The following is a 25455-nucleotide window of genomic DNA, read 5'->3' as shown; positions in this document are numbered from 1 at the left end:
CTGACCTTCGTCAAAGTCAATGAACGGCTATCTCCGGAAGATCGCCGGCAGAAGTTCTCGCGTCGGCAATGGCCAGTCTCCGTGGGCAAGATACGTAGGTGGACTCCGTAGGTGCAACGAGAAATTCCCAGAATCAGACGTGCAAAATTCAGGGCCACCAAGAGGCAACGAATCGACCAGTTGCTTTCGACCCGATGCCGACCGGCGGTTGATAGCAGCCTGGAAACAAGGGAGCGCGAAGATGGGAGCAAACCTCGATCCGATCAAAGCCGATCTCGCCGCATGCACGGATGACGAGCTCATCGCGCTGATCGACGCCATGAACACATGGCCACAGTTGGCCCCGGACATGGCCGATTGGCTTGGGGCCGCCTGCAGCCGGGAGTTGCAACGGCGACGATCCATGGGGACCGAGTACGAGTTGCAGCCGCCTCAGGCTTGGAACCCAGATGACGAGTGCGACCTCAGACTCGCGGCCGTGATCGCCCTACGCGCCGAATTCGCGAGAGCGTCTACGTCGGTGCTCGCACTCCTCGACGACCTCGAGAAGCTGCTCCGTCCGGCCGTAGGACGAACGGATGAGGTCCTTGCCCCGGATGCATACGAATCGGCGCGCGCACAATGGGAACGTTCCTGCACAAGTTGGGAGGATCAGGTATGGCGAGGCGTCCTCTCGTTCATTTTGAAGCTCGGCGGCTGTCTTCCTGCTTGCCTGGATTTCGCTGAGACAACGCTAAAGTCGTCATCGATAGCGGAACGTGTGGCGCAAGCATGTTTCGGCGACAGAAACCTTGTATACGACTGTACGGCTCGCCTACTCGAGTGCGCCGATTTTGATGCGACCGCAGCGTTGGGAGGGTCGCCTTCGGGCTTTGAAAAGCCACCCGGCGAGACCTTGTCACGGTTCATAGAAACGAGAAAATGTGGCGTAATTGTCTTTGATGATGTTCAGGCCTTCGACGATAGCGCTCTTCGATTTATTGCATGCATCGCAGACACGAGGCTCGCAAATGCAGAGCCTCCAGCAACTTACCAAATATCAGCTACAAACTTTGTGATCTTGGCTCGAGCGCGCGTCTCGGTGCCTTCGCCAAGGGGTCTAGTAGGGGACGAAATTAATCAGCCCACATGGCACGCCGAAGCGGATTGTTATCATTACCCATTTGAAGAAGTGCTCAGAAAGTACCTGACGCAAAGTTACCCGAAGCATTTTGACAATTGGGTTTTTGGGAGACTGGGCAAGTATCCGAAATTGGCTTGGGCGCGTTTTTGTGAACTCGTGAAGGTAGCAAACTATGACGAAGCTATTTTCAACGTCCCTAATGACGCACCCACGTTCTCGCCTCCCCGAGGTTTGGCGGCAATTCCGCGCAATGTCGTATTGGATGTAGAAAACCTCTCGAATGTGACCCCATCACCGGGCCAGTTTGACGTATTCGTCAGCTATAGCTGGATCAGAACTGCTGAGCAAGCTAATTGGCTGGATGAGCAACTTAGGTCGTTGGGTTTTCGTGTATTTCTGGATCGGGAGTATCTAAACCTCGGCACTATCCATGACGAGGGTCAGAAGAAGTATCTGATTGAGAAGCTCGTTTGGGCGGTCAGGTCATCGCGGGCTTGCGTTCTATTTGCGATACGGTTACGGCACTACCGTCCGGCGCCTGGCCTCGATGAAGAAACGGCAATCCAGCGAGGAATAGCGATGCGCGCGGGTGATGGCGGCGATGGCCTTTCGCGCCTAACAGTTGAATGGAGTTGGCAGACGCTTGAGATGCGCCACGCATCGACGTATCTCGTGATCGATGGTGACAGCGCATATATAGTGAGAGGCGGAAAAAAAGAGCATTCCCGCAAGGTCGTGCATCAGCAAGACATGCTGACCGTAGTCCTCGCATACCTGGAAAGCGTAGGTGTGCGCGCTGAAAGGAATGGGAGGCAGTAAAAGGCATACGACCGGTTGCTCCCAGCCTGAAGTTCTCGACGAACTCAGCGGCTACTAAGGTACACCGGTCGCTCGACCCGAACAGCGTCGGGGACGAGTTGGGTCAGGTTTGGGTCGTGAGCGGCGTCGAGTGGCCGCTTTCTTCATCCACATTGAACGGCTGGTGATGGCCAATTGTGGTAAAAACTCGAGTTGCCGACAAGGCTTGCCGGCGCCCAAATGTCAGGCGTAGAGCGCGCGTCTTGTATCGATGCTCATCAGAGCCGCGTAGAGCCGCTCAGGCGAATTTCCTTCTGCGGTAGGTCGGGTGCCCCTTCGACGCCTCGTGCGTTGAAATCGACTGCGTCGCAACGCCGAAACCGAGTTTTTCAACACAATTGGCCGTTCATTCCACTTCGAGCTTCAAGGTCGGAGGGCGGCTCCCGCTGCGTACCTGGCCGGCCGCCAGTGAGGACAGGCCGGGTTGAGCTCTCTGCTGCTGCCTGCCAACAGACAAGAGACACCCGGCAACGCGCGGTAGACCGTCGCCATCAGCATTCGATCCGAAGGGTTACGCGGAAATTTGCTGATCGGGTGCACGAGCCCGCATGATCGTTTGACGACTGGTCTTTAGAGCCCGAGCGATCGCCGCGGTGGTCTCGCCTGCCGACAGGCGGCGACGCACCTCTGCAATTTGAGTTGGCGACAGCGCTGACGGTCGCCCCAACGTCTTGCCCTCAGCCTTGGCTCGCGCCAATCCTGACTGGGTGCGTTCGATCAAGAGATCGCGCTCGAACTCTGCGACTGCTGCGATCACGCCCATCGTCATCTTGCCTGCCGGGCTCGTCAGATCCACCCCGCCGAGCGCAAGGCAGTGAACTCGAACTCCGAGTCCCGTGAGCGCCTCCACCGTGGCCCTCACGTCCATCGCATTGCGCCCAAGGCGGTCCAGCTTCGTGACGACGAGCACGTCGCCTGTTTCTAGCCTGTCCAAGAGTTTGCCGAAACCCTCTCGCTCAGAAGTTGCTACGGACCCGGAGACAGTTTCGGTGACTGTTCGTTGGGCGGTCACACTGAAGCCAGCCGCGGCGATCTCCTGGACTTGGTTGTCGGTGGTCTGATTGGCGGTGCTGACGCGGCAGTATGCAAACACGCGAGACATCGTAGGGGGCCTCCAAATATGTCCATAAAGGATGTCCATATCTTGGCCCATGTCCACAAGTCCGTCAAGCTAGGTTTTGAACAGTGATTCGCAACGCTGTCCGAATTCGGTCGATTTCGTACGCTCGCTCAATAAAAGGCTGTCGCAGCGGGGTTCGATGGCGTCTGCCGCACGACTATTCGCAGTCCTTTGCTTTGCGCAGGATGGCGCTATGAGCGCGCCAGCAATGCTGTTCAAGGACTTCAATTTGTCCGAGGCAGCTCTGGCAGCGCTATAGAACCATGGCGCTGCAGTTACGCGCACGGATTGGCTCGCGGCCACCGATTCCCGGGAGTTCCTGGGCTGTGTTGGCAGTTGGTGGAACTCTAAAGTGACACGGTCGGCCCGTAGGCGCCCCAGTCCGATCAGCGGCCCGCCTTGAGCTGCTGCAACACTCGTTCAAGCCGGCGCAGCAGGTCGTCGTACGTGACTACGTCGATGACGTTCTTGTGCTGGCGTCGATACATCTCAAAGTCTCCTCTCTGCTCGGTCGTGAGGTCGTCATCGCGCCCCATGATGATGAGCCCGCAGGGATTGACGATGCGCAGCTTCAACTGTGGCGGCAACTCTGCCCTGTAGCGCTTCGTGAGCGCGTCTTCACCCGCCGTCCCCCACCGGCTCATGTGGAACAGGTACTTCTCCACTTGCATGACGGTGCCGACGAGCTCTCGGTGCGGAACGTGGTTGTCTCGGTAGGTGGTCGTCGTGACGATGCGTGCATCGAACGGTTTTTTGATCTCGATGACGTCGACGTGGCCGTTTACGTCGACCAGCATGATGTCGACCTGGCGGTGCCCGCCGGTGAGGCTGTCCTTGATCGTGACAGACGCAAAGGCCGCGATGTATTTAGGGTTGAGCAGCCGGACGATGTCCAGAATCTGGGCTTGCCACTGCCGCTCCGGCATCCCAGCATCGTCCTGGAGCATCGCCAGCAAGTTGGAGTGCAAGAATTCATATTTCGAGACTTCCAATTGTCGGAACGGCTGGATCAGGTCCTTCGGTTTGACCTTGACCCGCTTCGCCACATATTTGCCGAGCTTTTCGCCGGCGTCGACGTTTGCGTCCGTGAGCTCGCGGAAGACGACAGCTAGGCGCGACTGCACGTACAACCGCATCTCGTGTGGCGAGGGAAACTGGTTGATCAGCTTCTCATATTCCGCGACGGGGATGGCGTCCTGGAGGGGTCCACCGATCACTATGCGGGTGGGCCTGAGCTCGGCCAGCCGCCGCATCACGGAGGTTCGCTCCTCGGCGGTGAACCATTTCCAAGTCGGCCGGGAGTCGCGGGCGACCATGACCGGCACGTCGACGTTCAAGACCGCCGGGTCGAAGACAAAGTATTTGCCCTCGGCCTTGGCGACCACGAAGCGCATCACTAAATCGTCGTCCTCCCAGTCGTTCGGGTCGCGCTTCACCCGGCCCTTGAATAAGTAAGCCTCGGTCAGGTGGTAGGTGCCCTTGATGGTCACCAATTTGCCCTTGGCGAGGTCTATGCGCAGGTGCTCGGGGTCCCTGATGTCCGGTCGGTAGACGAGGTGGAGCTTTGTGCCTTGGGCAACGAATTCGACAGCGGCCTTCGCCATTGGTGCTTTCCTGAGCGTGGGAGTCGTGCAGTCTAGGGCCCGCGGTAGGAGGCGGGGCCTCTGCAGGCCGTTGAGGAACCCTTACGCGCACGACGAGGTGCCCCGTATCGAGGCCAACTTCAAGGGCGATGAAATCCCCGTGGGCTGCGTCTGCTGGCGCGTGAATGAACGCACGAGTCTGGGTCGTGCGGCTGCGGTCGTGCTCGGTGATCCACGCGACCCCAAGTGCATCGCGCGCAGCCTGCGCTGTGGCTACGAAGACGACCACGACGTGTCGCCCTTGGACCTGCCAGTGCTTTCGAAGGGTCAATGCGCTGGACAGTGCAACTACGCTGCGGGATTTGGTCCGCCCGGCCCGTGTCACAATTCGGTGCACTTTTAGGCAGCTTGACCTTCTCTAAGAGATCGGTGCCTTGCGACCGGCACTTACTCGCGATTTAGAGGGGCGCAGCGATGTCAGGTCAAAGAAACTGCCGAGCGCGACGCTTCATCATTTCCATAGAAACCACATGTCTGACGTTTTTCAGCGCGCAGCAGAGATCCGGGTGGTCATCGGCTACATGGCCGAGCAACATGCAGGCTGGGTTACTAGCCAATTCTTTGGTGCGAGGACTGGCGCATTTCTCGTACCGGTATTCGCGCGAACCACTTTCCAGGCGCAGTGCCACGGAGTCACGGCCGCCGTCGCGCGCCTGCATGACGAGTTCATCGGTGTAGGTCGGACGCATCACCTCTTCCGCCTGCCCGAGGTCTTTGAGCAGGGCATCGCTACCGCGCTGAACGACAGTGCTTTTGCTTCAGAACTTCAAAGGCAGACGGAGTCGCAGGCCACCGCGCTCGCGCGGCTAAGAGTGTTGTCGACCGCCGGCAAGGCAGCTGAAGGCGCAGTTGTCGTCGCTGGTCACTTCGACGACGACCCGACGCCGCTAATGCAAGTCCTTGCAGGCCTGTACATTGACGCATTCCAACGGGGAATCCGAACCTTCCCCTTCGTTCGGCGGGTCTAATGGCGCGTCCGAAGTTCTACACGACGCAGTTGCAGGCGGGCCTAGGACTCGTCGAGGAGACCCGGCTGCTGCTCTCCCTCTATGAGACCGGCATAGAGCCACAAACTTTGCTGGCTCGCGCGTTGGATTCGGGCCTATTCGCGCGCGTGACCGCCCGGCGCTTGCGAAACGTCGTCATCGAATGCTTCGCGCCACGTTATATGCGCGACGTTGGTGTCGCTCGCGCATTGAAGCGACTCGCGGACCTTCTCAGCCGCGCAGAGTTTCTGCAGCTTCTACTGATCCACACCGCTCGCGCCAACCTGATCCTGGCGGACTTCGTTTCGCAGCTGTACTGGCCGCGTTACGCCGCCGGCCGTGACTCCCTGACGCTGGATGACGCGAAGGAGTTCGTTCTCGCAGGAGTTCGAGGGGGGCGAACTCAGAAGCCCTGGGCCGATGGCACTGTTCGCCGGGTGGGCACTTATTTGCTGAGTTGCTGCGCCGACTACGAACTGCTCTCCAACAACGTCCGCGGCCCGCGGCGCATTCAAGCACTCCGCGTGCAGGACCGCGTAGCGGCCTACCTGGCACACGACCTCAAGTTTCAGGGCTTGGCTGACAACCAGATCGTTGCGCACTCTGATTGGCAACTACTCGGTTTGCAGCCCAACGACGTTCGTGACGTCCTGAAACGCTTGTCGCTGCAGGGCTACCTCATCCTTCAGGCCGCGGGAGAGGTGGTCCACATCGGTTGGCACTACAAAACCATGGAGGAACTGATCGATGTCCTCGCTCGACCATGATTTCAATGAGCTGATCGAACGCATCAAACATGGCCGCGAGTTCGGCCATGCCAGCTTCGAACCAATCTTCTACCTCGTCTTCCACCCGGAGCAGATCCTAGACGTGAAGCGGCGCCATGCCGCCTGGGAAAGCCGCCTAGCCAATGAAGGCTGGGCCGTTCACCGATTCTCCGTGGCACATGAGGTAGGCGACATCCTGGCCAATGCCCCAATGCGCAAGATCTGGGTGGCGGCCGACCAGAAGGCGCCCCTGACCTGGGAGAAGACAAACAAGTCGCTGGCCAACGCCGTGGCTCAAGGTGCGTTGCAGCAACGGCTGGAGGCGCGTCTCGCAGAGTTGGAAGGTAAGCTCCGCTCGATACTGCTGGTCACCGATCTGGAAGCCCTGCACCCCTATATGCGCATTGGCGTCGTCGAAGGCCAGTTGCAGGGCAAATTCCATGTGCCCACGGTCTTCCTTTACCCGGGCGTGCGCACCGGCAAGACACGTCTCAAGTTCTTGGGCTTCTACCCGGAAGACGGCAACTACCGTTCGGTCCATGTGGGCGGCTGAATCCGGAATTTCTGATCATGAACATTAAGCAACTCTTTGACCCGTCCAAGGACATCTACCGCAGCATCGAAAAGGTCATCGCCTACGGTGTCTCGCAGGAAGAACGGCTGAAGAAGGAAATCACCGAATACGTGGTCACCGACAGCATCGACGAGCAGTTCAACAAATTGCTGTTGAAGATGCAGGCGGCCATGGATGCCGGCGGCGAAAACGAGGTCGGCGTTTGGGTCTCTGGTTTCTACGGCTCAGGCAAGAGCTCGTTCACCAAGTACCTGGGCCTCGCGTTTGATGACCGCATCCAAATCGATGGCGCCCCGTTTAGGCAACACCTTCAAGACCGCCTCAAGCGCAACACCACGCGCCAACTGCTCAGCACCGTCGCCAAGCGCTTCCCTGCCGCCGTGCTGCTGCTGGATCTGGCCAGCGAGCAGCTGGCAGGCGCCACGATGGAAGAGGTGTCCACAGTCCTCTTCTACAAGGTGCTGCAGTGGGCCGGCTACTCGCGCAACTTGAAGGTGGCGGCGCTGGAACGCCGACTGCGCAAGGAGGGCCGCTACGACGAATTCCTGAACCTGTTTAAGGGAGCCACTGGCGGCGAACCTTGGTCGCAGTACCGCAATGACGACCTGGTAGTCGACAGCCTGGTGCCGGGCATTGCGCACCAGCTGTACCCGCAGCTATTCAAGACGGAAACCTCGTTCACCACCGAGACAAGCGATGTGGTGGTGTTCGAGAACGATCGCGTCAAGGAGATGCTGGCTATTGCCCGAGAGGCCTCGGGCAAGGACTACATCATCTTCATCATCGACGAGGTGGGCCAGTACGTTGGCTCACGCCAAAACCTCATCCTCAACCTTGACGGCCTGTCCAAGAACCTCAAGGCCCTGGGCGGCGGCAAGGTATGGATCATCGGCACTGCCCAACAGACGTTGACCGAGGATGACCCGCGCGCCGCGCTCAACTCGCCGCAACTCTTCAAGCTGAAGGATCGCTTCCCGATCCAGATCGACCTGGAAGCCAATGACATCAAGGAAATTTGCTTCACCCGCTTGCTAGGAAAATCGCCTCACGGCGTAGGCGCCCTTGGCGCGTTGTTCGACCAGCACGGCCAAGCATTGCGTCACCACACCAAGCTTGAAGACGCGCGCGCTTTTGGCGCCGATTTCGACCGCCAGACCTTCGTCAATCTCTACCCTTTCCTTCCAGCGCATTTCGACATCCTGCTGCACTTGTTGGGCGCACTCGCGCGGTCCACCGGCGGCATCGGGCTGCGCTCCGCAATCAAGGTCATACAAGACATATTGATCGACTCCGATGCCGGGCGCGCCGCTGTGGCCGACCAGTCAGTAGGCTGGCTGGCCACCACCGCCACACTGTTCGACGCGCTCGACAAAGACATCCAACGCGCCTTCCCCAACCTGCACAAGCCTGTGCAAGACGTCTGCCGCAACCGCTTTGCTGGCTCACCGTTGCACCAGCAGGTGGGCAAGACCGTCGCCATCCTGCAGATACTGGGCAACCTGCCGGTCACGCGACAGAACGTGGCCGGCCTCATGCACGATGGCGTGGCGGCCGCCAACCGAGCCGACGACGTCAACCGCGCTATCGAAGAGCTCATCACCGATCGCTTTGTTCCATTCGGCGAGCAAGACGGACAGTTGCGCTTCTTCAGCGAAAAGCTCAACAACGTCGAACAGGAACGTAGTCAAATCCCGCTGCGTGGCGTAGAACTCAAGCGCATCGCGAACTCTGCCTTGACCGAGGTGTATTCCCCGCTGCCCAGCACCCAGCTGAACGGCACGCTGGCCGTGCAATCGGGCCTGAAAGCCCAAGGTCCTGGCGGCCTACATACACCGCTGGCGGGGGATCGCAACCCCATCCAGACGCTGGTGGAGTTCACCGATCCCAAAGAGTACGAAGCCACTCGCACCCGCCTGCAAGAAGAATCGCGCCAGGCCGCAGGTAAATACCAGGTGTTCCTGATCGGTCGAGCCACGCCTGAGATCGACGAATTGACGGCCGAGGTCTTTCGCTGCCGCGAGATCGCTAACAAGCACCGCAACGACCCCGACCAGGAGGTCAAAGATTACTGCAGCGGTCAGCTCGACCGTGCCGGTCGCCTCGAAGGGGATCTGCAACGCCTGATCCGCCGCAGCCTACTGCAAGGCTCCTTCATCTTCCGTGGCCAAGTAGCGGCGGCGGAATCACAGGCTCCACAGCTGTTGGATGCCGCCCGCAAGCAACTGGCCAGCGTAGCCGAGCAGGTGTTCGACCGCTATGGCGAAGCGCCGGTGCGTGTGTCCACCGACACCGCCGAGCGCTTCCTGCGCGCTGGCAACTTGGCCGCCATCACCTTGCAGATCGACCCGCTGGGCCTGGTGCAGATCAAGTCTGGAAAGCCCTCGGTGAAGGTGGAGCACAAAGCCCTCGTAAGCATCCGCGACACCATCGAGCGCATGGGCGTGATCGAGGGCAAGAGCTTGTCGGACCGGTTTGCCGACGCGCCTTTCGGCTGGTCGCCCGATACGCTGCGCTATCTGGTGGCTGCGCTGTTGGTGGCAGGTGAGGTGAAGCTCAAGGTTGCCGGGCGAGAAGTTACCGTCAATGGCCAGCAGGCCGTGGACGCGTTGAAGACCAACAACAGCTTCAAGAATGTGGGCGTGTCACTGCGCGAAGACAAGCCTTCGATGGACATGTTGGCACTGGCGGCCGAGCGGCTGACTGACCTCAGCGGTGACTTGGTGGTGCCGCTGGAAGACGACATCAGCAAGGCCACCATCCGCCTTTTCCCCGGCCTGCAGCAGCGCTACGCGCCGCTGGCCGAGAAACTGAAGAGCCTGGACCTGCCGGGCGAAGATCGACTCAATACGCTGAGCCATGAACTGGCAGAGGTGTTGCTCAGCGATGCATCCGACGCGTCTCAGCGACTAGGTAAGCCCGAGTCTCCGCTGTATGCCGGCCTGAGGTGGGCAGCCGAACTGCGCCAAGCGCTGGAGCAAGGCCTGGAAGCTACGCTCCGCGAGCTGCGCGCATTGCGCACCCTGGTGGACCACCTGCCCAACACTGGCGCGCCCGCAGCGTTAAAGGCCGACCTGGCCGAGCCCTTCAGCCAGTTGGACGCTCAACTGGCGCAAGACGACTTCTACCGCGCCGCCGCTGACCTGAGCAGCCGCTTGACCGCCCAGCACGCGCGCATACGCGAGGCCGCCCTGGCCCAGCAAGCCACGCAGGCACAGCGCCTGAAACAGGTGGCCGCCGAGTTGCAGCGCGTGCCGGAATGGGCCGAGCTGACCCAGCAAGAGCAGCAGGAACTGCTGGCCGACTTGGACGCCCTGGCCGTGCAGGCCGAGCCCGATGCCGAGGGTCTGCGCACCCTGGTGAACCACGAGTTCGGCATCCAGACCCACGCCCAAGACGCCAAGGCCCGCATTGAACGCCTGGGCCGCGAACGCGTGCAGGCCCGCATCAAGGCCGAAACCGAGCTCCCCGCCGGCGCTGGGGTACAGGAGCCCAAACTCACAATCCAGCGCCACATCAAGGCCCGGGGCCACATCACCACGCTGACCGATTTGGACGCGCTGATTCAAGACCTGCAGCGCCTCCGCGGCGAACTGCGCTACGCCCATGCCTTCGAGCTGGACCTGAAGCTAGAGGACTGACAGCCGTGGCCTTTGACGACAAGACCCGCGGCCGGCTGCAGAAGCTGGTCACCGAATGCAGGGGGCTGCTGACCGACGAGTTCCGTATCCAAGTGCAGCAAACCTACGGCCTGGACCCGCATACCGGGGACGTGACGCCGTTGGAGCGGCTGCCACATCTCTCTGCCGCCGAACGCGACATCGCCGAAGTGTTGCGCCAGACCTTGGACCACTATCTCGCGGCCGATGGCGCCGCAGAGAGCATGGCCCGGCGAGTGCCTGTCATCGACCGCATCGTGCGTGAGCAGGCGTTCACCGTGCTCAATCGCCTGGCCGCGCTGCTGATGATGGAAGCACGTGGTGTGCTGCTGCCCGCCGTCGGTCAAGGCCAGCAGTCCAAGGCGTTCGAGCTCTACAAGTTCGCCGCCGGCAGTGCCCTGGGCGAAACGGGCGTGGCCTATCGCCATTTTCTCTTTAGCCTGTTCGATGAATTCTCGCAAGAATTGCCGGCGTTGTTCGACCGCTTCGCGCCACAGTGCCGCCTGTTCCCTCGCGAGGGCGCGCTTCTGCAGGTGCTGACCGCGTTGAACCATCATGAGATCCAACCGCTGTGGGCGCAAGACGAAACCATCGGCTGGATCTACCAATACTTCAACAGCAAGGAAGAACGCAAAGCCATGCGCGACGCCAGTCAGGCCCCGCGCGACAGCCGCGAACTCGCCGTGCGCAACCAGTTCTTCACTCCACGCTACGTAGTGGAGTTCCTGGTGGACAACACGCTGGGCCGCCTGTGGTTCGACGCCACCGTCGGCCAGACCAGTCTGCGCGAGCGCTGCCAGTACCTGCTGGTCAAGCCCGATGAACAGCCCTTCAACGCGCTGCGCCTGCGCGACCCACGCACCCTGAAGCTACTTGACCCGGCCTGCGGCTCCATGCATTTCGGCCTGTATGCCTTCGACCTGTTCCTGACCATCTATCGCGAGGCCTGGGATTGGGAGCACACCCACGGCGCCGGTAGCCTGGACGTGAGCACCCAGCCCAGTGCTGGGTTGCTGCCGCTGTGCCGGACCTATGCCGACCAGCAGGCCTACCTGCGCGACGTGCCGCGCCTGGTGATCGAGCACAACATCTACGGCGTAGACATCGACCCGCGCGCTGCGCAAATCGCCTCGCTGGCACTGTGGTTGCGGGCACAACGGGCGTGGCACGACGAAGGCATCAAGGCCAACGCCCGGCCGGAAATCGAGCGAAGCCACATCATTGCCGCTACCGCGCCGCCGGCCGAGAAGGAACTGCGCGAGCAGTTCTCGGCACAGTTGGATAGCCTAGATGCCGAGCTGTTCACCAAGACGCTGCAACTGCTGAAGGGCGTGCCCGAGTTGGGCGTACTACTGCAGGTGGAGCGCGACCTGCCCAGCTTGGTGCGCGAGGTCTTTGGCGAGCACGGCAGCTTGTTCCAGGATGCGGATGCGGAGCAGTGGCGCAAGGCCGAGACTCGGCTGCGGGCAGCACTCACCGATTTTGCGCAGGCGGCCAAGGCCACCTACCAGGGGCGCCTATTTGCGCAGGATGCCTTGCAGGGGCTGCGGTTGATTGATCTGTGCCGCGAGGAGTTTGACGTGGTGGTGATGAATCCGCCGTTCGGCGCGCCGGCCATGATCACGAAGGATGCGCTATCAAGGACTTACCCGCACGGAAAGAACGACCTGCTGGCCGTCTTTGTAGAACGAGGTATTAACCTTCTACGTGTAGGAGGCCGACTAGGGGCAATTACGTCAAGGACCCCATTTTTTCTGGCTTCATTTGAGCAATGGAGAAAAAACATCGTACTCGGGGGCTCAGAGGCCGTTGCAATGGCGGATTTGGGGCTTGGCGTTATGGATGATGCGTTGGTGGAGTCAGCCGCCTATGTTCTGGAGCGCGATTCATGATCATCATTCGATTGCTGGAGGATTTGGACAAAAAACTTGGGCTAGACGAAGCGGTTTCGGCATTTAGGGCAAACAGTGCCTCTGCTCGAATATTCAGTGCAGCGCCGCAAGAGTTTCAGTTGATACCTGGCTCGCCATTTGCGTATTGGGCGAGTTCTCGAATTCGGAAAACCTTCGAAAGGATGCAATCCTTCGAGACTGATGAGCGGACAGCACGAGTTGGCTTGCAAACTGGTGATGACTTTCGGTTCATGCGCTTGGCTTGGGAGGTTGACTCTGAATCGGACGCTTCTTGGCGTCCGCTTGCAAAGGGTGGGCCGTACTCGCCCATGTATGCCGACATATATTTGACTACAAGGTGGGCAAGAGACGGCATAGAAGTAAAGGACTTTCCGGGGAGCGTTCTTCGAAATCCTGCCTTCTACTCCCGAAGGGGACTCACATGGTCGCTGAGAACGAAGAGTCGTCTATCGATGCGCGCCATGCCGAAGGGTTGTATATTTACAAATAAGGGTCCCGCAATATTTGTATCCGGCGATGATTCGGAAGTACTTCTCGCGCTTCTCGCGCTCAGCAATAGTTCGGCATTTTACGAATTTATAAAGTTGCAACTTGCGGCTGGCGATGTTCGCGCTGGCGGGGCCGCGCATTCATTTGAGGTTGGGGTTATACAGAAGGTCCCAATTCCAGAAATCGACAGCGCAAGAATGCGAAGGCTTGCCGATTGTGCTCGCCGAGCCTGGACCCTCCAGCGTACGTTGGATTCGGTCGTCGAAACTTCACACGCGTTTGCCCTCTCGTCCGCACTTCGCGAGCGGACTGGCTACTATGATCCGCCGGCAATCGAAACTGAGCTGGCCCGCATCCAGTCCGAAGTCGAAACAATTGCGGCCGACCTCTACGGCGTCGGCGAGGACCATCGCACGGCCGCGCAGCCCGGCCACAACGCGGCCGGCAACAATGGGGACTCCGGGACCGGTGCAGACGACGAGGCCGACGACGAAGACAACACCGCACCCGTCGCTCAGACCGACGGCTTGTTGTCCTGGGCCGTGGGCGTGGCCTTCGGCCGCTTCGACTGGCGCCTGGCCACCGGCGAGAGAACTGCGCCGCCCGATCCGGAACCCTTCGACCCGCTGTCCGCCAAGAGCCCCGGTATGCTGCCCGATGGCGCGGCGCCCTTCCACGCCCACGCTGGTATCCTGGTGGACGATCCCGGTCATCCACACGACCTGTTGCGCGTGGTGGAAGAGGTGCTGACCCACGTGGACGCCCTGGTGTCCGAAGACTTGCGCCGCTGGCTGCAGAAGGACTTCTTCTCCCTCCACCTGCAGCGCTATTCCAAGAGTCGACGCAAGGCCCCTATCTACTGGCCAATGAGTACAGTTTCAGGTGGCTACACGCTATGGGTGTATTACCCCAGCCTCAGCCGCCAGACGCTGTATACCGCCATCAACGACTTCGTCGAACCCAAGCTCAAGCAGGCGGGCGACGACGTGGCCGCTTTGCAAAGTAAGGGCACAGCGCGCACGCGCGATGACGAGAAACGACTCGAGGCACTGCAGACCTTGGCGCTGGAATTGAGCGATCTGCGCGACACCTTGCAGGATCTGGCTGACACCTACCAACCCAATCACGATGACGGCGTGCAGATCAACGCTGCTCCTCTGTGGCCGCTGTTCCGCCACAAGCCCTGGCAGAAGCTGTTGAAGGACACCTGGGCCAAGCTGGAGAAAGGCGACTACGACTGGGCGCACCTCGCTATGACCTATTGGCCCGAGCGCGTGCGCGGGAAGTGCAAGGCCGACAAGAGCCTGGCCATCGCCCACGGATTGGAAGATCTGTACATCGAACCCGAAGCGGCGCCCAAGAAAACCCGAGGCCGCAAGAAGGCCGTCTGATTCTTGGAATCTGCCTACACCACCCACAACAATGCGTATAGAAACCTTTGTCCGGCAGGAGATTCTGGCGCCCCGCATGGCCGACAAGGGCGTGTTGGTGGTTTACGACCCCGAGCTTCGCTACCAAGCAATCTGCCAGGCCCTGGCCGACGAGCGCTGCACTGTGGTGGATGCCAGCGGCAGCAGCATTACCAGCCGCGAGCAGGCCACGCAGGCGCTGGTGGCGCTGGGCCAGGGCGGCATCGACCACCTGCTGATCTATGTGCCCGTACCTGCGCCGCTGAGCGACGAGGCCCGGCAGCATGATCCTTTTAGCCCTTACGCAGCCTGCGGCCGGGTGTTCCCCGATGGCGATGGCGATCGTTTTGAAAGCCTCTGCCTGGCGGCGAAACCCGACCAGACACTGGAACTGCGGCGCATCTTCGATGCCGACGCCCAACCCTCGTTTGCGGTGATCGATGCACTGGGCGGCGGCCTAGGCTGGCCCAACCTGCGCGCCTTGCTGGACGTGGAATCGGGCCGCGACATCCTGCTGTCGCTGATGGCGCCCAACGCAGCGCAAGAGCGGGCCCTGAAAACCAGTGACACCTGGGTGAACGAGGCGCGCGAGCTGCTGAAGGCCAGCCTGGAGCTTACGTTGCGAACCCGTGGGCGCAGCTGGGCGAGCATTGCCGAGGAACTGTGGCGCTATGTGCTGTTCAGCGAGTTCGCGTTTGACCTGCCCAGTCCGCTGCCCGCCGCTTTGCAAGACTTGCCGCGTGCCCCTGTCGCCGGCCAGATAGTGGTTTTTGCGCTGTGTGACGACTTGCGCAGCGACCACCGCACCCAGCCGGTCTACATCGACCGGGCGCAGACACTGGAGCAAGAGTTGGCTTTGGCCCAGCACTGCGCCACCATCCAAGACTTGGGTCCGCGCGAGACCTTTCCATTCGAAGAACGTAGCGCGCTGGCCCGCGGCATCGCGGCCCTGCTGCGCGACGACGTAGACGCAGTGCGTCTAGTGCTGGAGCACCAGCGCCGCTCCGTGTGGGCAGCGCGTGGTGAAAGCCGCCTGAAGTGGGACTTGCTGCGCGCCGCGCTGGAGCTGGGCCTGCGCTGCGACGAACTTGATCAGCAACTGCCCCAGCACAGCAAGGACATGGCGCGCCTTCTGGCCTTCTACACGGGCCAGCTGCGTGAGGCAGACCGCCTGCAGCGCGAGTTCGAACAGGCCTTGGGCGACTTCGAGTGGCAAGACACGCAGGGCGAGATGAAGCCCGTCCGTCAGCAAGCTCGACGCGCCTACGGCCGCCTTGCGGAGAAGGCGCAGCTGGCCTTCACGCGCCACCTGCAGGTCGGTGGCTGGCCGCTACCGGAGCAACTGGCCAATGCCGACGTGTTCGACCGCCTGGTGGCGCCCAAGCTGCAGCAGCACGGTCACAAGGTGGCCTATCTGATGATCGATGCGCTGCGCTATGAGTTGGGAGTGGCCTTGGAGCAGCAGCTGGCTGAGGACGGTGCCGTGACCCTGCAGGCGGCCCTTGCGCCGCTGCCCACCATCACGCCGGTGGGCATGGCCGCGCTGCTACCAGGCGCCGGCCAACTGTTGAGCCTGCGCCGTGATGGCACGGCGCTGGTGCCCATGCTCGGCGACCAGCCTTTGACCACAGTGGGGCAGCGCATGGAGGTGCTGCGCAAGCGCTACGGCCAACGCTTTGCCGAAGGGCGCCTGGAAGAATACGTGCGCGGCCGATTTGACGTGCCCGCCGATGCCGACCTGTTGGTGCTGCGCGCGGTGGAGATCGACAGCCACTTCGAGAACCACCCTGACACCGCGCCGGCCGAAATCATCAATGCGCTGCGCCGCATCCGCGTGGCCGTCCACCGTCTGGCCGAAGCCGGTTTCCGTGAAGTGGTGATCGCCACCGACCACGGCTTCTTCATCAATACCCATGCTGGTGCGGGTGACGTGTGCGGTAAGCCCGATGGCAATTGGCTGATCGAGCACGACCGCTTAGCTTTGGGCGATGGCGCGGTGGGCAGCACCCATTTTGTGCTGGCGGCTGACAAAGCGGGGCTGCGTGGCGATGTGGCCAAAGTGGCCGGGCCCATGACGCTGGCCACCTACCGTGCTGGGCTGTCGTACTTCCACGGCGGCGCATCGTTGCAGGAATGCGTGGTGCCAGTGCTGACGCTGCAGATCAAGTTGCAAGCCCAGCCCGAGATGACCCGTGCCGTGGTTCGGCTGAGCTACAAGAACGGCGCGACGAAGGTGACGACGCGCGTGCCGGTGATCGAGGTCGCCGTGGATGGCGCCGATATGTTTTCGGCTGACAGCGCGTTCGAGATTCTGCTGGAAGCGCAGGATGCTAAGGGCCAAGTGGTGGGTGAAGCCCGCGCCGGCGGCGCCGTGAACGCCGCCACTGGAACGCTTACGCTGCGCGCCGGCGAAAAGGTGCAAGTGGCCTTGAAAATGCTTTTGGACTTCGAGGGCAAGTTCAAGGTGAAGGCGCTCGACCCGAAGACAAATGTCGCCTACTGCCAGATCGATCTGGCGACTGACTACACGGTGTAAACCATGGAATATAGCCCCGACGATCTGGACCGCAAGCTGGCCGCCGCATTCGATGGCAAGGTGGTGCGCAAGGACCTGCTTCACCGCATCAAGAAGGGCACCAACGTGCCTACGTTCGTGCTGGAGTTCTTGCTGGCGCGCTACTGCGCCAGCGATGACCCGGCGGAGATCCAGGCCGGCATGGAAGCTGTGCTGGACACGTTGAACGAGAACTACGTTCGCCCCAACGATGCCAACGCAGCGCAGTCGCGAGTGGCCACCAAGGGCAAGCACCGCTTCATCGACAAGGTGCACGTCAACTACGTCGAGAAAGACCGGCGGCACTGGGCCGCACTCGAGAATTTCGATTCCAGGCGTGTGGCCATCAGCGAGAAATACTACCGTGACACCGACCGTCTGCTTCAGGGCGGCCTGTGGGCGGAGATCACGGTGGCCTTCAACGAAGTGGAGGACGACAAGTACACCTTCTACGTGGAAGACCTGCGACCCATCCAGCTCAGCCGCTTCGACTTCGACCGCTACTGCGAAGGCCGCTCGGGCTTCAGCCGCGACGAGTGGATGGATGTGATCCTCCGCTCGGTGGGCCTGGAGCCGAGCAAGTTAACTCAGCGAGTGAAGTTCCACTTCATCGCTCGCCTGGCCCCGCTGATTGAGGCCAATTACAATTTCATCGAGCTGGGGCCTCGCGGCACCGGCAAGTCGTATTTCTTTAGCGAGTTCTCGCCGTATTCCACGCTGATCAGCGGTGGCCAAGCCACGAAGGCGGTGCTGTTCTACAACAGCCAACGCCATAAGATTGGTCTGGTCGGCTACTGGGACACCGTGGCCTTTGACGAGGTGGGCGGCCTGAAGGTGAAAGATCCGGACACGATCCAGATCATGAAGGACTTCATGGCCAACGGCCGTTTCTCGCGTGGCGTGGAGGTGATCGCCGACGCGTCCATGGCCTTCGTTGGCAACCTGGACCTGTCGGTGGAGCAGATCGTCCACTCCGAGGTCTACGACCTGTTCCAGCCGCTGCCCAAGGAGTTCGACCTGGCGGTGCAGGACCGTTTTGCCTGCTACCTGCCGGGCTGGGAAATGCCCAAGAACAGCAGCGAGTTTTTGACGGGACGCTACGGCTTCATCACCGACTACCTGGCCGAGGCCTTTCACCACCAGCTTAAGCAGACCAATCGCTACGAGGAGGTCAGCAAGCGCATCAAGCTGGGTCGTGCGGTTGAAGGGCGCGACGAGAAAGGCATCAAGAAGACCGTCTGCGCCTTCCTGAAGATCCTCCACCCGAACGGCAGCCCGACCGACGCTGAGTTCGAGGAATATGTGGCCTACGCGGTGGAGGGCCGCCGACGGGTCAAGGAACAGATGAACAAGCGCAAGACCGATGACGAGTACGCGCGCATCAATTTGTCCTACTTCGACACCGCCGGCCAAGAGGTTGTGGTGTTCTGCCCTGAGTCACGAACGGCCACGGCTACTCTGGAGCCGAGCCGACGCAGCATCCATGGGGACGCGTCGCTGCCGCCGCTGGTGCCGTCCGCGCCGCCCGCGCCGGCGGCCGCTGCATTGTCCACGCCAACGGCCGTTGGTACGCCTGCGCTGGACGCCAACGCATTGGCCAATGTCTTGGTGCAGCCTGCCGAGCTTGCGCCGACTGAAGCCGTATTGGGAGAGCAGCACTACACGATCCACTATGGTGATTCAGGTCATAGCTACGAAACCATTGCGCTGCCCTACCTGCGCGGCGCGCGCACCATCACCATCGAGGATCCCTATATTCGCGCCACGCATCAGGTACAGAACTTCGTACGCTTTTGCGAGGCCGTGATCAAGGCGCCTTCGGTGCGCAACATCGTGCTTGTGACCAGCTACGACGAGGCCACCAATTTGCAGGAACTGGCTTCACGCCTGGATGAGCTCAAGCAAAGTTTGTTGGAATTGGACGTCGCGCTGGAGGTCAAGGTTAACGAAAACCTGCACGATCGCGAAATCCGGATCGACAACGGCTGGACTATCAAAATAGGCCGCGGTCTGGACTTTTTTCAGAAACCGGACAGTTGGTTTGGCGTGGGAGCCAACGACCTCAGCCTGCGCCGCTGCCTGGAAACCAAGGTGGATGTCTTTCGCAGTTGATTCGGAGTAGACGCACTCTGTCTTCTCGTTCCGAATACCAGTGACAGCTCAAAAATTCGATCGACGTCAACATTCGAGTTCAAGCTTTCTTCTAAATTCGCCGCGCACTGCACGCAGTGCTGCTTAACTGGATTACGTTCGTCTGCAGTAATCCTTTGGCGCTATTCGTTTGGGGCGCCGGAGATTCGTCTCGTTAATAACTAGATAATTCACGCAGCCGATTTCTTTTGTCTATCCGCGCTCCGTCGAATTTGGTCGGCGGCCTTGCGGAAACGTTGCCGTGAACACGTTAGTATCCGATGGCTCGATAACGGTGACCGTACGGCCGGCCGCCCTCAACCTCGCATCTAGTTCCTGAAGATGCTCTTCCCAATCGAACTTCGGCTGTGCTAACGGAGGGTCAGCGGCTGCAGCAGGTTCTTTTGCCTTGGTTTGCCACCCTTTAACTGGCTCTTCGTTCAGAAAAACGCGTGCCTCGCTGAGTCGACCGTCAAGGTGCACGCCGCCGTCGTCGTAGCCGACATAGAGCGTGCCGGCCCGCGATCCGTTGAAAGTCCAATCGCTGGTAAATTTCTTGCCTTCGTACCAATAGGGGACTTCGCAGCAGAACACTTCGCCGGCTTGGATGCAATGCCAATCCTCCATCGTCAGCGTGCAAGACAGGACTTCGTATCCAGCGTCAATGTCGACTCGGACTGGCAGGGTAGATTTTTTTCTCATGGCATGATTCTGGGGCAGCTTCAAGCAATTTTCGAAAACATTTCGGCAAGTAGTAAATGTTGAGGCGCGTCGTTGGTGCTCAATTCATACGCTTGCGGAGTGCAATAACCTTCCCGACTTTTCGGCCATCCAGATAGTCGGCCCACCATTGCATGAGCTTTTCGCGGTCTTGCAAATAGGTTGACCGGTTGTATGCCGCGCGTACCTGGTTGCGCTCGACATGGGCGAGCTGGCGCTCGATCACGTCGGGAGACCAGCCGGCTTCGTTGGCCACCGTCGAAAAGAGAGATCGGAAGCCGTGCGCTGTCGCAGTGCCCTTGTAGCCCATGCGCGCGAGGGCGCTGTTGATGGTGTTCTCGCTGAGCGATTTGCTTGGGTAAAAAGGGCTCGGGAAGACCAGGTCCCGGTCGCTGCTGAGTGGCTGCATCGCTTTGAGCACATCGATGGCCTGCACCGACAGCGGCACCAGGTGCTCCGAGCGCATCTTCATGCGCTCCGCGGGAATCCGCCACAGCGCCGCGTCGAGATCAAATTCACTCCAACGCGCTCCGCGCACTTCGCCCGGTCGTACGGCGGTCAACATCAGCAGTCGCAGCGCGTGCAAGGTGTGGGGGTCGCCTTCATACTCGGCCAGCTTCTTGAAGAATGTTGGAAGTTCGCGATCGGCGAGTGCGGGCCGATGCTGCACGCGGCGCGGCTTGAGGATTTCCGAGGGCACTAAGTCGAGCATGGGGTTGTGATCAATGCGCCCATGTGTCACGGCGTAGCGGAAGGTGCTCTTGATTCGCTGCAGCACCCGCACAGCCACCTCGCTTGATCCGCGCTTTTCAATCTTTTTCACGGCGTTCATCACATCACGCGCCGTGATGCTCGCCATGGGCAGGCTGCCGAGCGTCGGAAAGATGTCTGCTTCCAACGAAGCGGTGGCACGCGCGAGCGTGACGGGATCCCAGCGACCGGATTGGTGGGCCAGCCAGTCGCGGGTCACGATCTCCAAGGAATTTGCAGATTCATGTGCCGCCTGAACCTTTGCGGCTTTGCGCAGTGCGCCCGGATCCTCGCCACGGTCAAGTGCCTGCTTCGCGATGGCGCATTTGTCGCGGGCATCCTTGAGCGAGACATCGGGATAGACGCCGAGCGCCAAGCGCTTCTCCTTGCCGGCAAACCGGTACTTCTGGCGCCAGTAGCGGCCGCCGGCAGCCGTGACTTCGAGATACAGGCCGCGGCCATCGGCGTGTTTGCCGGTCGTGTTGAGGTTGCGCAGCTTTGCGTCGGTCAGTTTCATAGCATCCTTGATGCGGTGGGGGCACATTTGGGGGCATATTCTGCCACCAAGCCGACGACATCAAGGATCCATGCGGGTTTCAGGCCGATTTTAGGTTCCTGGCGGCGACCAAATGCAAAGGCCGGAAGCTTCCAAGAGCTTCCGGCCTTTTTCGTTTCTCCGCGAGGCAGGCTCACACAGCCTGCCAGCACGATCGCCCTGTCGCTCAGTGTGCCGCGCTTTCTTCCATTTCCTTCCGCAGCATGTGCTTTTGCACCTTGCCCGTCGGCGTGTGCGGCAAATCAGCGCGCATGATGAACTCGCGCGGAATCTTGTACTTGGCGATCCGCTCCGTCAGAAAGGCTCGCAAGTTGTCGACATCGATCGCTGCGCCAGGTTGCGGGACCACGAACGCGACCACGGTTTCGCCCCATTCCGGATGCGGACGGCCCACCACGGCCACGCCGGCGACAGAGGGATGCGCCGACACCGCGTCTTCCACTTCCTTCGAATAGACGTTCTCGCCGCCGGTGATGATCATGTCCTTGCTGCGGTCGGCCATGAAGAGGTAGCCGTCGGCATCGAGCCGGGCCAGGTCGCCCGACTTGTACCAGCCGTTGCTCATGGACTTGGCCGTGGCGTCGGCGTCGTCGAGGTATTCCATCATGGCCGACTCGGCCTTGATCCAGATCTCGCCGATGTCGCCCGGCCTGGCATCGCTGCCGTCTTCACGCACCACGCGCATGTCGATGCCGGGCGTCGCGACGCGGCCGATGGAGCCGGCCTTGTCGATCTGTTCTTCCGGATAGAGCACGGTGCCGCCGGGGCCAGTTTCGGTCATGCCGTACACCTGGAAGAAGCAATCGCTCTTGTACGCCGCCGACAGCCTGCGGGCCACGTCGGCGCCGATCGGTCCGCCGCCGTAGATGTAGGCCCGCACCGAACTCAGGTCGAAGCTGTCGAAATCGGGGACCACCTGCAGCGGCATCGTGTAGGCCACGGGCGCGCCGAAGAACAGCGTCACCTTTTCGTCCTGGATGACCTGGAGGAAGTGGCGCGGATGGAACTCGCGCATGAGCACGACGGTGCCGCCGACGTACATCGTGCCCATGAACCAGTTGTTGAGCGGCGACGAGTGCCAGATAGGCATGGCGATCAAGGTTCGCTCGTTGCGCGTCATCGACAGCGCCGCCGCGGTGGTCAACGCGACATGGCACACGGCATGGTGGCTGTGCAGGCAGCCCTTGGGCTTGCCGGTGGTCCCGGAGGTGTAGAGCACCTCGGCCGCATCGGCGGCGGCCGGCTCGCTGCCGTCGATGCCCTGCGCCTGCTCGATCGCAGCGTCGAAGGATGCATGGCCTTCCGCCGCCGAATCGGTGCTCAGCGCGGCGACGCGCACCGACAGCTTGTCGATCACCGGCGCCAGCGCACCGTCGAACACGCAGATGCGGGCGCCGGAGTGCGACAGCACGTAGTCGACTTCGGGGGCCTGCATCTTGTGATTGACCGGCACGACCACGCAGCCGAGCCGCCATGCACCGAGCATCGCGACCACGACGCCGGGCGTGTTGTAGCCCATCACCGCCACCTTGTCGCCGGCCGCGGCGCCCTGGGCCTGGAGCACCGCGGCAGCACGGCGCGACTGGTCCAGCACCTGGGCGTAGGTATGGCTCTGGCCTTGATAGCGCAAGAACGGCTTCGATGGGTACTTGCGGACGTTGCTTTCGAAAAGCGAATTGATGTTCATGGTTTGTCTCCTTCGATGACTGGGGCTGCCTGGCGACGGCGCGCGCCTCCCGGCCGACCGCCGCCCGAGGCTATCTGCAGTCGTCGCCTGCAACACGCGCATTGGCGTCAATCGGCCGCCGATCTACCTCAGCGTTTTCCCTTGACTGTCACAACGGCGCATTTTCGGCCGCGGCCCGCTGCATAGAGTGACCGGCCGTGCAAGACGTCACGGCTCTTCACCAAACCAAGCGAGCACCGCATGAACGAAATGAACCACCTCAGCGCCCTGGACGCCGGCTTCCTGCACATGGAAACCGCCGAGACACCGATGCACGTCGGCAGCCTGCACCACTTCGAGATGCCGGATGGCTATGCAGGCAACTGGTTCGAGGACGTCAAGGCCCACGTCGCCCAGCGCATGCACCTGGCGCCGGTGTTCACGCGCAAGCTGGCGGCCATGCCCTTCGAACTGGCCAACCCGATCTGGATCGAGGACGACGACATCGACCTCGACCAGCACATCCGGCACGTCACGCTTCCGGCGCCCTACAGCGAAGTTCGCCTGCATGCGCTGATCGCGCGGCTGCACTCCACCTTGCTCGACCGCAGCCGCCCGCTGTGGGAGTTCTATGCCATCGACGGCTTGCCGGGCAACAGCCGCGCGTTCTACATGAAGCTGCACCACGCGGGCATCGACGGCAAGGCCGGCGTCGCGTTCGCGAGCGCCATGTTCGACGCGACGCCCGAGCCGCGCGTCATCCGCAAGCCTCACCGCCGCAAGTCAGCCGGCCGCTATCAGCTCGGCTTCGCGGAACTGCTCGGCGCAGCGGTCCAGAACAACGTCGCGCAAACGGCCAAGCTGGTCACCATGCTCCCGCGCACGGCCCGTGCCATGTACGCGGCATGGGACGAGGGCAACAAGGAATGGGCCAAGGGCGCGGCAAGCAATGGCCTGCTCGCGCAATTGAAGACGATGAAGTTCAAGGCCGCCCCTCGCACCCCCTTCAACGTGACCATCACGAACCAGCGCAGCTTCACTGGCGTGAGCCTGCTCGTCGACGACGTGAAGCGGGTGGCCAAGCTCCACGGCGCGTCCGTCAACGACGTGGGCATGTGGATCTGCAGCACGGCGCTGCGCCGCTATCTCAAGGACGCGAACGAATTGCCCGACGAATCGCTGATGGCCGCTGTGCCCATCTCGGTGCGCGCCGAAGGCGATACCTCCGCCAACAACCAGGTCACGATGGGGCGCGTGGAGCTGTTCACCAACGAGGGTGATCCCCTCAAGCGGCTGGCGGGCATCAAGGCCTCGGCGCAGGAGATGAAGCAGAACGCCGGAGGCATGCGCGGCGCGATCCCGATGGATTTCCCCTCGTTGGGCGTACCCATGCTGGCCTCGGGCATGGCTTCGCTCATGGGCCGCTCGAAGCTGTCCGAACGGCTGCCGGCCGTTGCCAACGTGCTCATCTCCAACGTGCCGCGTCCGCGCGAGCCGCTCTACATGGCAGGCGGGAAGATGACCACCTACCTTCCGGTGTCGGCCATCTCCCACGGCATGGCGCTGAACATGACCATCCACGGCTACAACGACCAACTGGCATTCGGCCTGCTGGCCTGCCGCCGCACGGTGCCGGACATCGAAGTGCTGGGTTCCTACATCCTGCCGGCGTTCGAGGAGCTTTGCATCCTGTCGCAACACGTCGCGGTGCGCGACGCAACGGCCAAGCCGCCGGAAAAGCGCCGGCCGGAGAAAGCCTCCGCGGCTTGATCCAGGCGTTCACCCGTCGAACGACGGGGCCACCAGGATGATCTTCCGGTATGCGAGCTTGAGGAAGCCCGCATCCTCGAGCTTGCGCAGTTCCATGTGCACGCGCTGCCGCGAGGCGCCGACCGCCGCGGCGAGGTCGTCCTGGGCAATCTCGAGCACCGTCTGTCCCTCGCCGTCCTTCTGCCCGAACTGCTCGGCGATGCGCAGCAGTTGCGCCCTGACACGCGAGGTCAGGGTGCGATAGCCGCTGGCGTTGATGATGTCGAACATCAACCCCACGCGATGGCTCAGGGCCACGGCAACGCCGATCGCGGCCTCCGGCACCTGGTGCAGCACTTCCATGAAGTCCTCGCTCGCCACCTGCAGGATGACAGCGGGGCTGTCGGCAATGATGTTGACGGCGAACGGCATGCCGCCGAGCACGTTGGGCACGCCGAACAACTCGTACTCCTTGAGCCAGCCCAGCAGGCTCTCGTCCCCATCGGAGGTCAGCGTGGAAGCTCGGACCCGGCCCTCGAGCACGATCATCACCGCCTGCAACTTGTCTCCGCGCGAAACGATGGACTGGCCGCGCTGCCAGTGCTTGCGCTGTCCTCGCTGCAGCAGCAACTCGACTGCCTCGGCTGGAAGATGCGCCAGCACCGGGCCGTCGGTGGCCATGGACCAGGGCGGATTCGACGGGGTGTTCACGGTCGCGACCATTCGCAATTATTTGCCTTGCCGGTTGATTGCGCCGCATCAATCAGGGAAAACGACAGGCAACGAATGCGC

Annotated in this window: 16 protein-coding genes; 10 read left to right on the top strand and 6 right to left on the bottom strand. The window is 61.5% G+C overall.

All coding sequences use genetic code 11. The annotated features are described in order from the left end of the window. Positions 1-241 precede the first annotated feature (241 nt). A complete protein-coding gene (locus tag HCU76_RS14285) occupies positions 242-1942 on the top strand; it encodes a toll/interleukin-1 receptor domain-containing protein (protein ID WP_218509741.1) in 1701 nt (566 codons plus the stop codon). 550 nt (positions 1943-2492) lie between these two features. Here the strand turns inward: HCU76_RS14285 and HCU76_RS14280 are convergent. Both HCU76_RS14280 and HCU76_RS14275 read right to left on the bottom strand, forming a co-directional pair. Next, positions 2493-3083, bottom strand: a complete 591-nt coding sequence (locus tag HCU76_RS14280; RefSeq protein WP_218509740.1) for a recombinase family protein — start codon at positions 3081-3083, stop codon at positions 2493-2495. A gap of 404 nt (positions 3084-3487) precedes the next feature. After that, on the bottom strand, positions 3488-4705 hold the full coding sequence (locus HCU76_RS14275; protein WP_218509739.1) for a Shedu immune nuclease family protein: 1218 nt from the start codon (positions 4703-4705) through the stop codon (positions 3488-3490). Positions 4706-5214: 509 nt separating this feature from the next. Between HCU76_RS14275 and HCU76_RS14270 the strand changes: the two genes are divergently transcribed. From HCU76_RS14270 to brxL, 8 genes are all read left to right on the top strand, one after another. Continuing rightward, positions 5215-5712, top strand: a complete 498-nt coding sequence (locus tag HCU76_RS14270) for a BrxE family protein (RefSeq protein WP_218509738.1) — start codon at positions 5215-5217, stop codon at positions 5710-5712. Then, positions 5712-6497 carry a BrxA family protein gene (locus HCU76_RS14265; RefSeq protein WP_218509737.1) on the top strand — a complete coding sequence of 262 codons (786 nt, stop codon included), beginning with the start codon at positions 5712-5714 and terminating at the stop codon, positions 6495-6497. Before HCU76_RS14270 ends, HCU76_RS14265 begins: the two co-directional genes overlap by 1 nt. Next, positions 6478-7050, top strand: coding sequence for a BREX protein BrxB domain-containing protein (locus HCU76_RS14260; protein WP_218509736.1), 573 nt, complete (start codon positions 6478-6480; stop codon positions 7048-7050). The genes HCU76_RS14265 and HCU76_RS14260 overlap by 20 nt, the downstream gene beginning before the upstream one ends. A 17-nt stretch (positions 7051-7067) precedes the next feature. Then, positions 7068-10709 carry a BREX system P-loop protein BrxC gene (brxC, locus tag HCU76_RS14255; RefSeq protein WP_218509735.1) on the top strand — a complete coding sequence of 1214 codons (3642 nt, stop codon included), beginning with the start codon at positions 7068-7070 and terminating at the stop codon, positions 10707-10709. Positions 10710-10714: 5 nt separating this feature from the next. After that, positions 10715-12619: an Eco57I restriction-modification methylase domain-containing protein gene (locus HCU76_RS14250; RefSeq protein WP_218509734.1), complete on the top strand. Its 1905-nt coding sequence runs from the start codon at positions 10715-10717 to the stop codon at positions 12617-12619. Between the two features lie 758 nt (positions 12620-13377). After that, positions 13378-14520 carry a hypothetical protein gene (locus HCU76_RS14245; protein WP_218509733.1) on the top strand — a complete coding sequence of 381 codons (1143 nt, stop codon included), beginning with the start codon at positions 13378-13380 and terminating at the stop codon, positions 14518-14520. Between the two features lie 76 nt (positions 14521-14596). Then, the gene (locus HCU76_RS14240; protein WP_256354189.1) at positions 14597-17074 is read left to right on the top strand and encodes a PglZ domain-containing protein; all 2478 of its coding nucleotides are present in this window, start codon (positions 14597-14599) and stop codon (positions 17072-17074) included. A 3-nt stretch (positions 17075-17077) separates the two neighbouring features. Continuing rightward, positions 17078-19204, top strand: a complete 2127-nt coding sequence (brxL, locus tag HCU76_RS14235) for a BREX system Lon protease-like protein BrxL (RefSeq protein WP_218509731.1) — start codon at positions 17078-17080, stop codon at positions 19202-19204. Positions 19205-19435: 231 nt separating this feature from the next. On the opposite strand, the gene HCU76_RS14230 is transcribed toward brxL, so the two are convergent. The 3 genes from HCU76_RS14230 to HCU76_RS14220 all read right to left on the bottom strand — a co-directional run bounded on the left by HCU76_RS14230 (position 19436) and on the right by HCU76_RS14220 (position 22935). Then, a complete protein-coding gene (locus HCU76_RS14230; protein WP_218509730.1) occupies positions 19436-19948 on the bottom strand; it encodes a hypothetical protein in 513 nt (170 codons plus the stop codon). A 55-nt stretch (positions 19949-20003) separates the two neighbouring features. Next, a complete protein-coding gene (locus HCU76_RS14225; RefSeq protein ID WP_218509729.1) occupies positions 20004-21209 on the bottom strand; it encodes an integrase arm-type DNA-binding domain-containing protein in 1206 nt (401 codons plus the stop codon). A 205-nt stretch (positions 21210-21414) separates the two neighbouring features. Further along, the gene (locus HCU76_RS14220; RefSeq protein ID WP_218509728.1) at positions 21415-22935 is read right to left on the bottom strand and encodes a class I adenylate-forming enzyme family protein; all 1521 of its coding nucleotides are present in this window, start codon (positions 22933-22935) and stop codon (positions 21415-21417) included. 240 nt (positions 22936-23175) lie between these two features. Here HCU76_RS14220 and HCU76_RS14215 point away from each other — a divergent pair, with 240 nt between their 5' ends. Next, the gene (locus tag HCU76_RS14215) at positions 23176-24684 is read left to right on the top strand and encodes a wax ester/triacylglycerol synthase family O-acyltransferase (protein ID WP_218509727.1); all 1509 of its coding nucleotides are present in this window, start codon (positions 23176-23178) and stop codon (positions 24682-24684) included. Positions 24685-24693: 9 nt separating this feature from the next. On the opposite strand, the gene HCU76_RS14210 is transcribed toward HCU76_RS14215, so the two are convergent. Beyond that, positions 24694-25386, bottom strand: coding sequence for a Crp/Fnr family transcriptional regulator (locus tag HCU76_RS14210; RefSeq protein ID WP_213958502.1), 693 nt, complete (start codon positions 25384-25386; stop codon positions 24694-24696). Between the last annotated feature and the right edge of the window lie 69 nt (positions 25387-25455).

The sequence above is a fragment of the Variovorax sp. dw_308 genome (assembly GCF_019207085.1).
In the GTDB taxonomy this organism is placed as follows: domain Bacteria; phylum Pseudomonadota; class Gammaproteobacteria; order Burkholderiales; family Burkholderiaceae_C; genus Variovorax.
This window is presented reverse-complemented; position numbering and strand designations above follow the sequence as displayed.

Bases quoted from the DNA above. Each gene is read 5' to 3' on its own strand.
- brxC (WP_218509735.1), top strand. From the start codon at position 7,068: ATGAACATTAAGCAACTCTTTGACCCGTCCAAGGACATCTACCGCAGC.
- HCU76_RS14215 (WP_218509727.1), top strand. From the start codon at position 23,176: ATGAACGAAATGAACCACCTCAGCGCCCTGGACGCCGGCTTCCTGCAC.
- HCU76_RS14210 (WP_213958502.1), bottom strand. From the start codon at position 25,386: ATGGTCGCGACCGTGAACACCCCGTCGAATCCGCCCTGGTCCATGGCC.
- HCU76_RS14270 (WP_218509738.1), top strand. From the start codon at position 5,215: ATGTCTGACGTTTTTCAGCGCGCAGCAGAGATCCGGGTGGTCATCGGC.
- HCU76_RS14265 (WP_218509737.1), top strand. From the start codon at position 5,712: ATGGCGCGTCCGAAGTTCTACACGACGCAGTTGCAGGCGGGCCTAGGA.
- HCU76_RS14275 (WP_218509739.1), bottom strand. From the start codon at position 4,705: ATGGCGAAGGCCGCTGTCGAATTCGTTGCCCAAGGCACAAAGCTCCAC.
- HCU76_RS14220 (WP_218509728.1), bottom strand. From the start codon at position 22,935: ATGAACATCAATTCGCTTTTCGAAAGCAACGTCCGCAAGTACCCATCG.
- HCU76_RS14240 (WP_256354189.1), top strand. From the start codon at position 14,597: ATGGCCGACAAGGGCGTGTTGGTGGTTTACGACCCCGAGCTTCGCTAC.
- brxL (WP_218509731.1), top strand. From the start codon at position 17,078: ATGGAATATAGCCCCGACGATCTGGACCGCAAGCTGGCCGCCGCATTC.
- HCU76_RS14225 (WP_218509729.1), bottom strand. From the start codon at position 21,209: ATGAAACTGACCGACGCAAAGCTGCGCAACCTCAACACGACCGGCAAA.
- HCU76_RS14280 (WP_218509740.1), bottom strand. From the start codon at position 3,083: ATGTCTCGCGTGTTTGCATACTGCCGCGTCAGCACCGCCAATCAGACC.
- HCU76_RS14285 (WP_218509741.1), top strand. From the start codon at position 242: ATGGGAGCAAACCTCGATCCGATCAAAGCCGATCTCGCCGCATGCACG.
- HCU76_RS14260 (WP_218509736.1), top strand. From the start codon at position 6,478: ATGTCCTCGCTCGACCATGATTTCAATGAGCTGATCGAACGCATCAAA.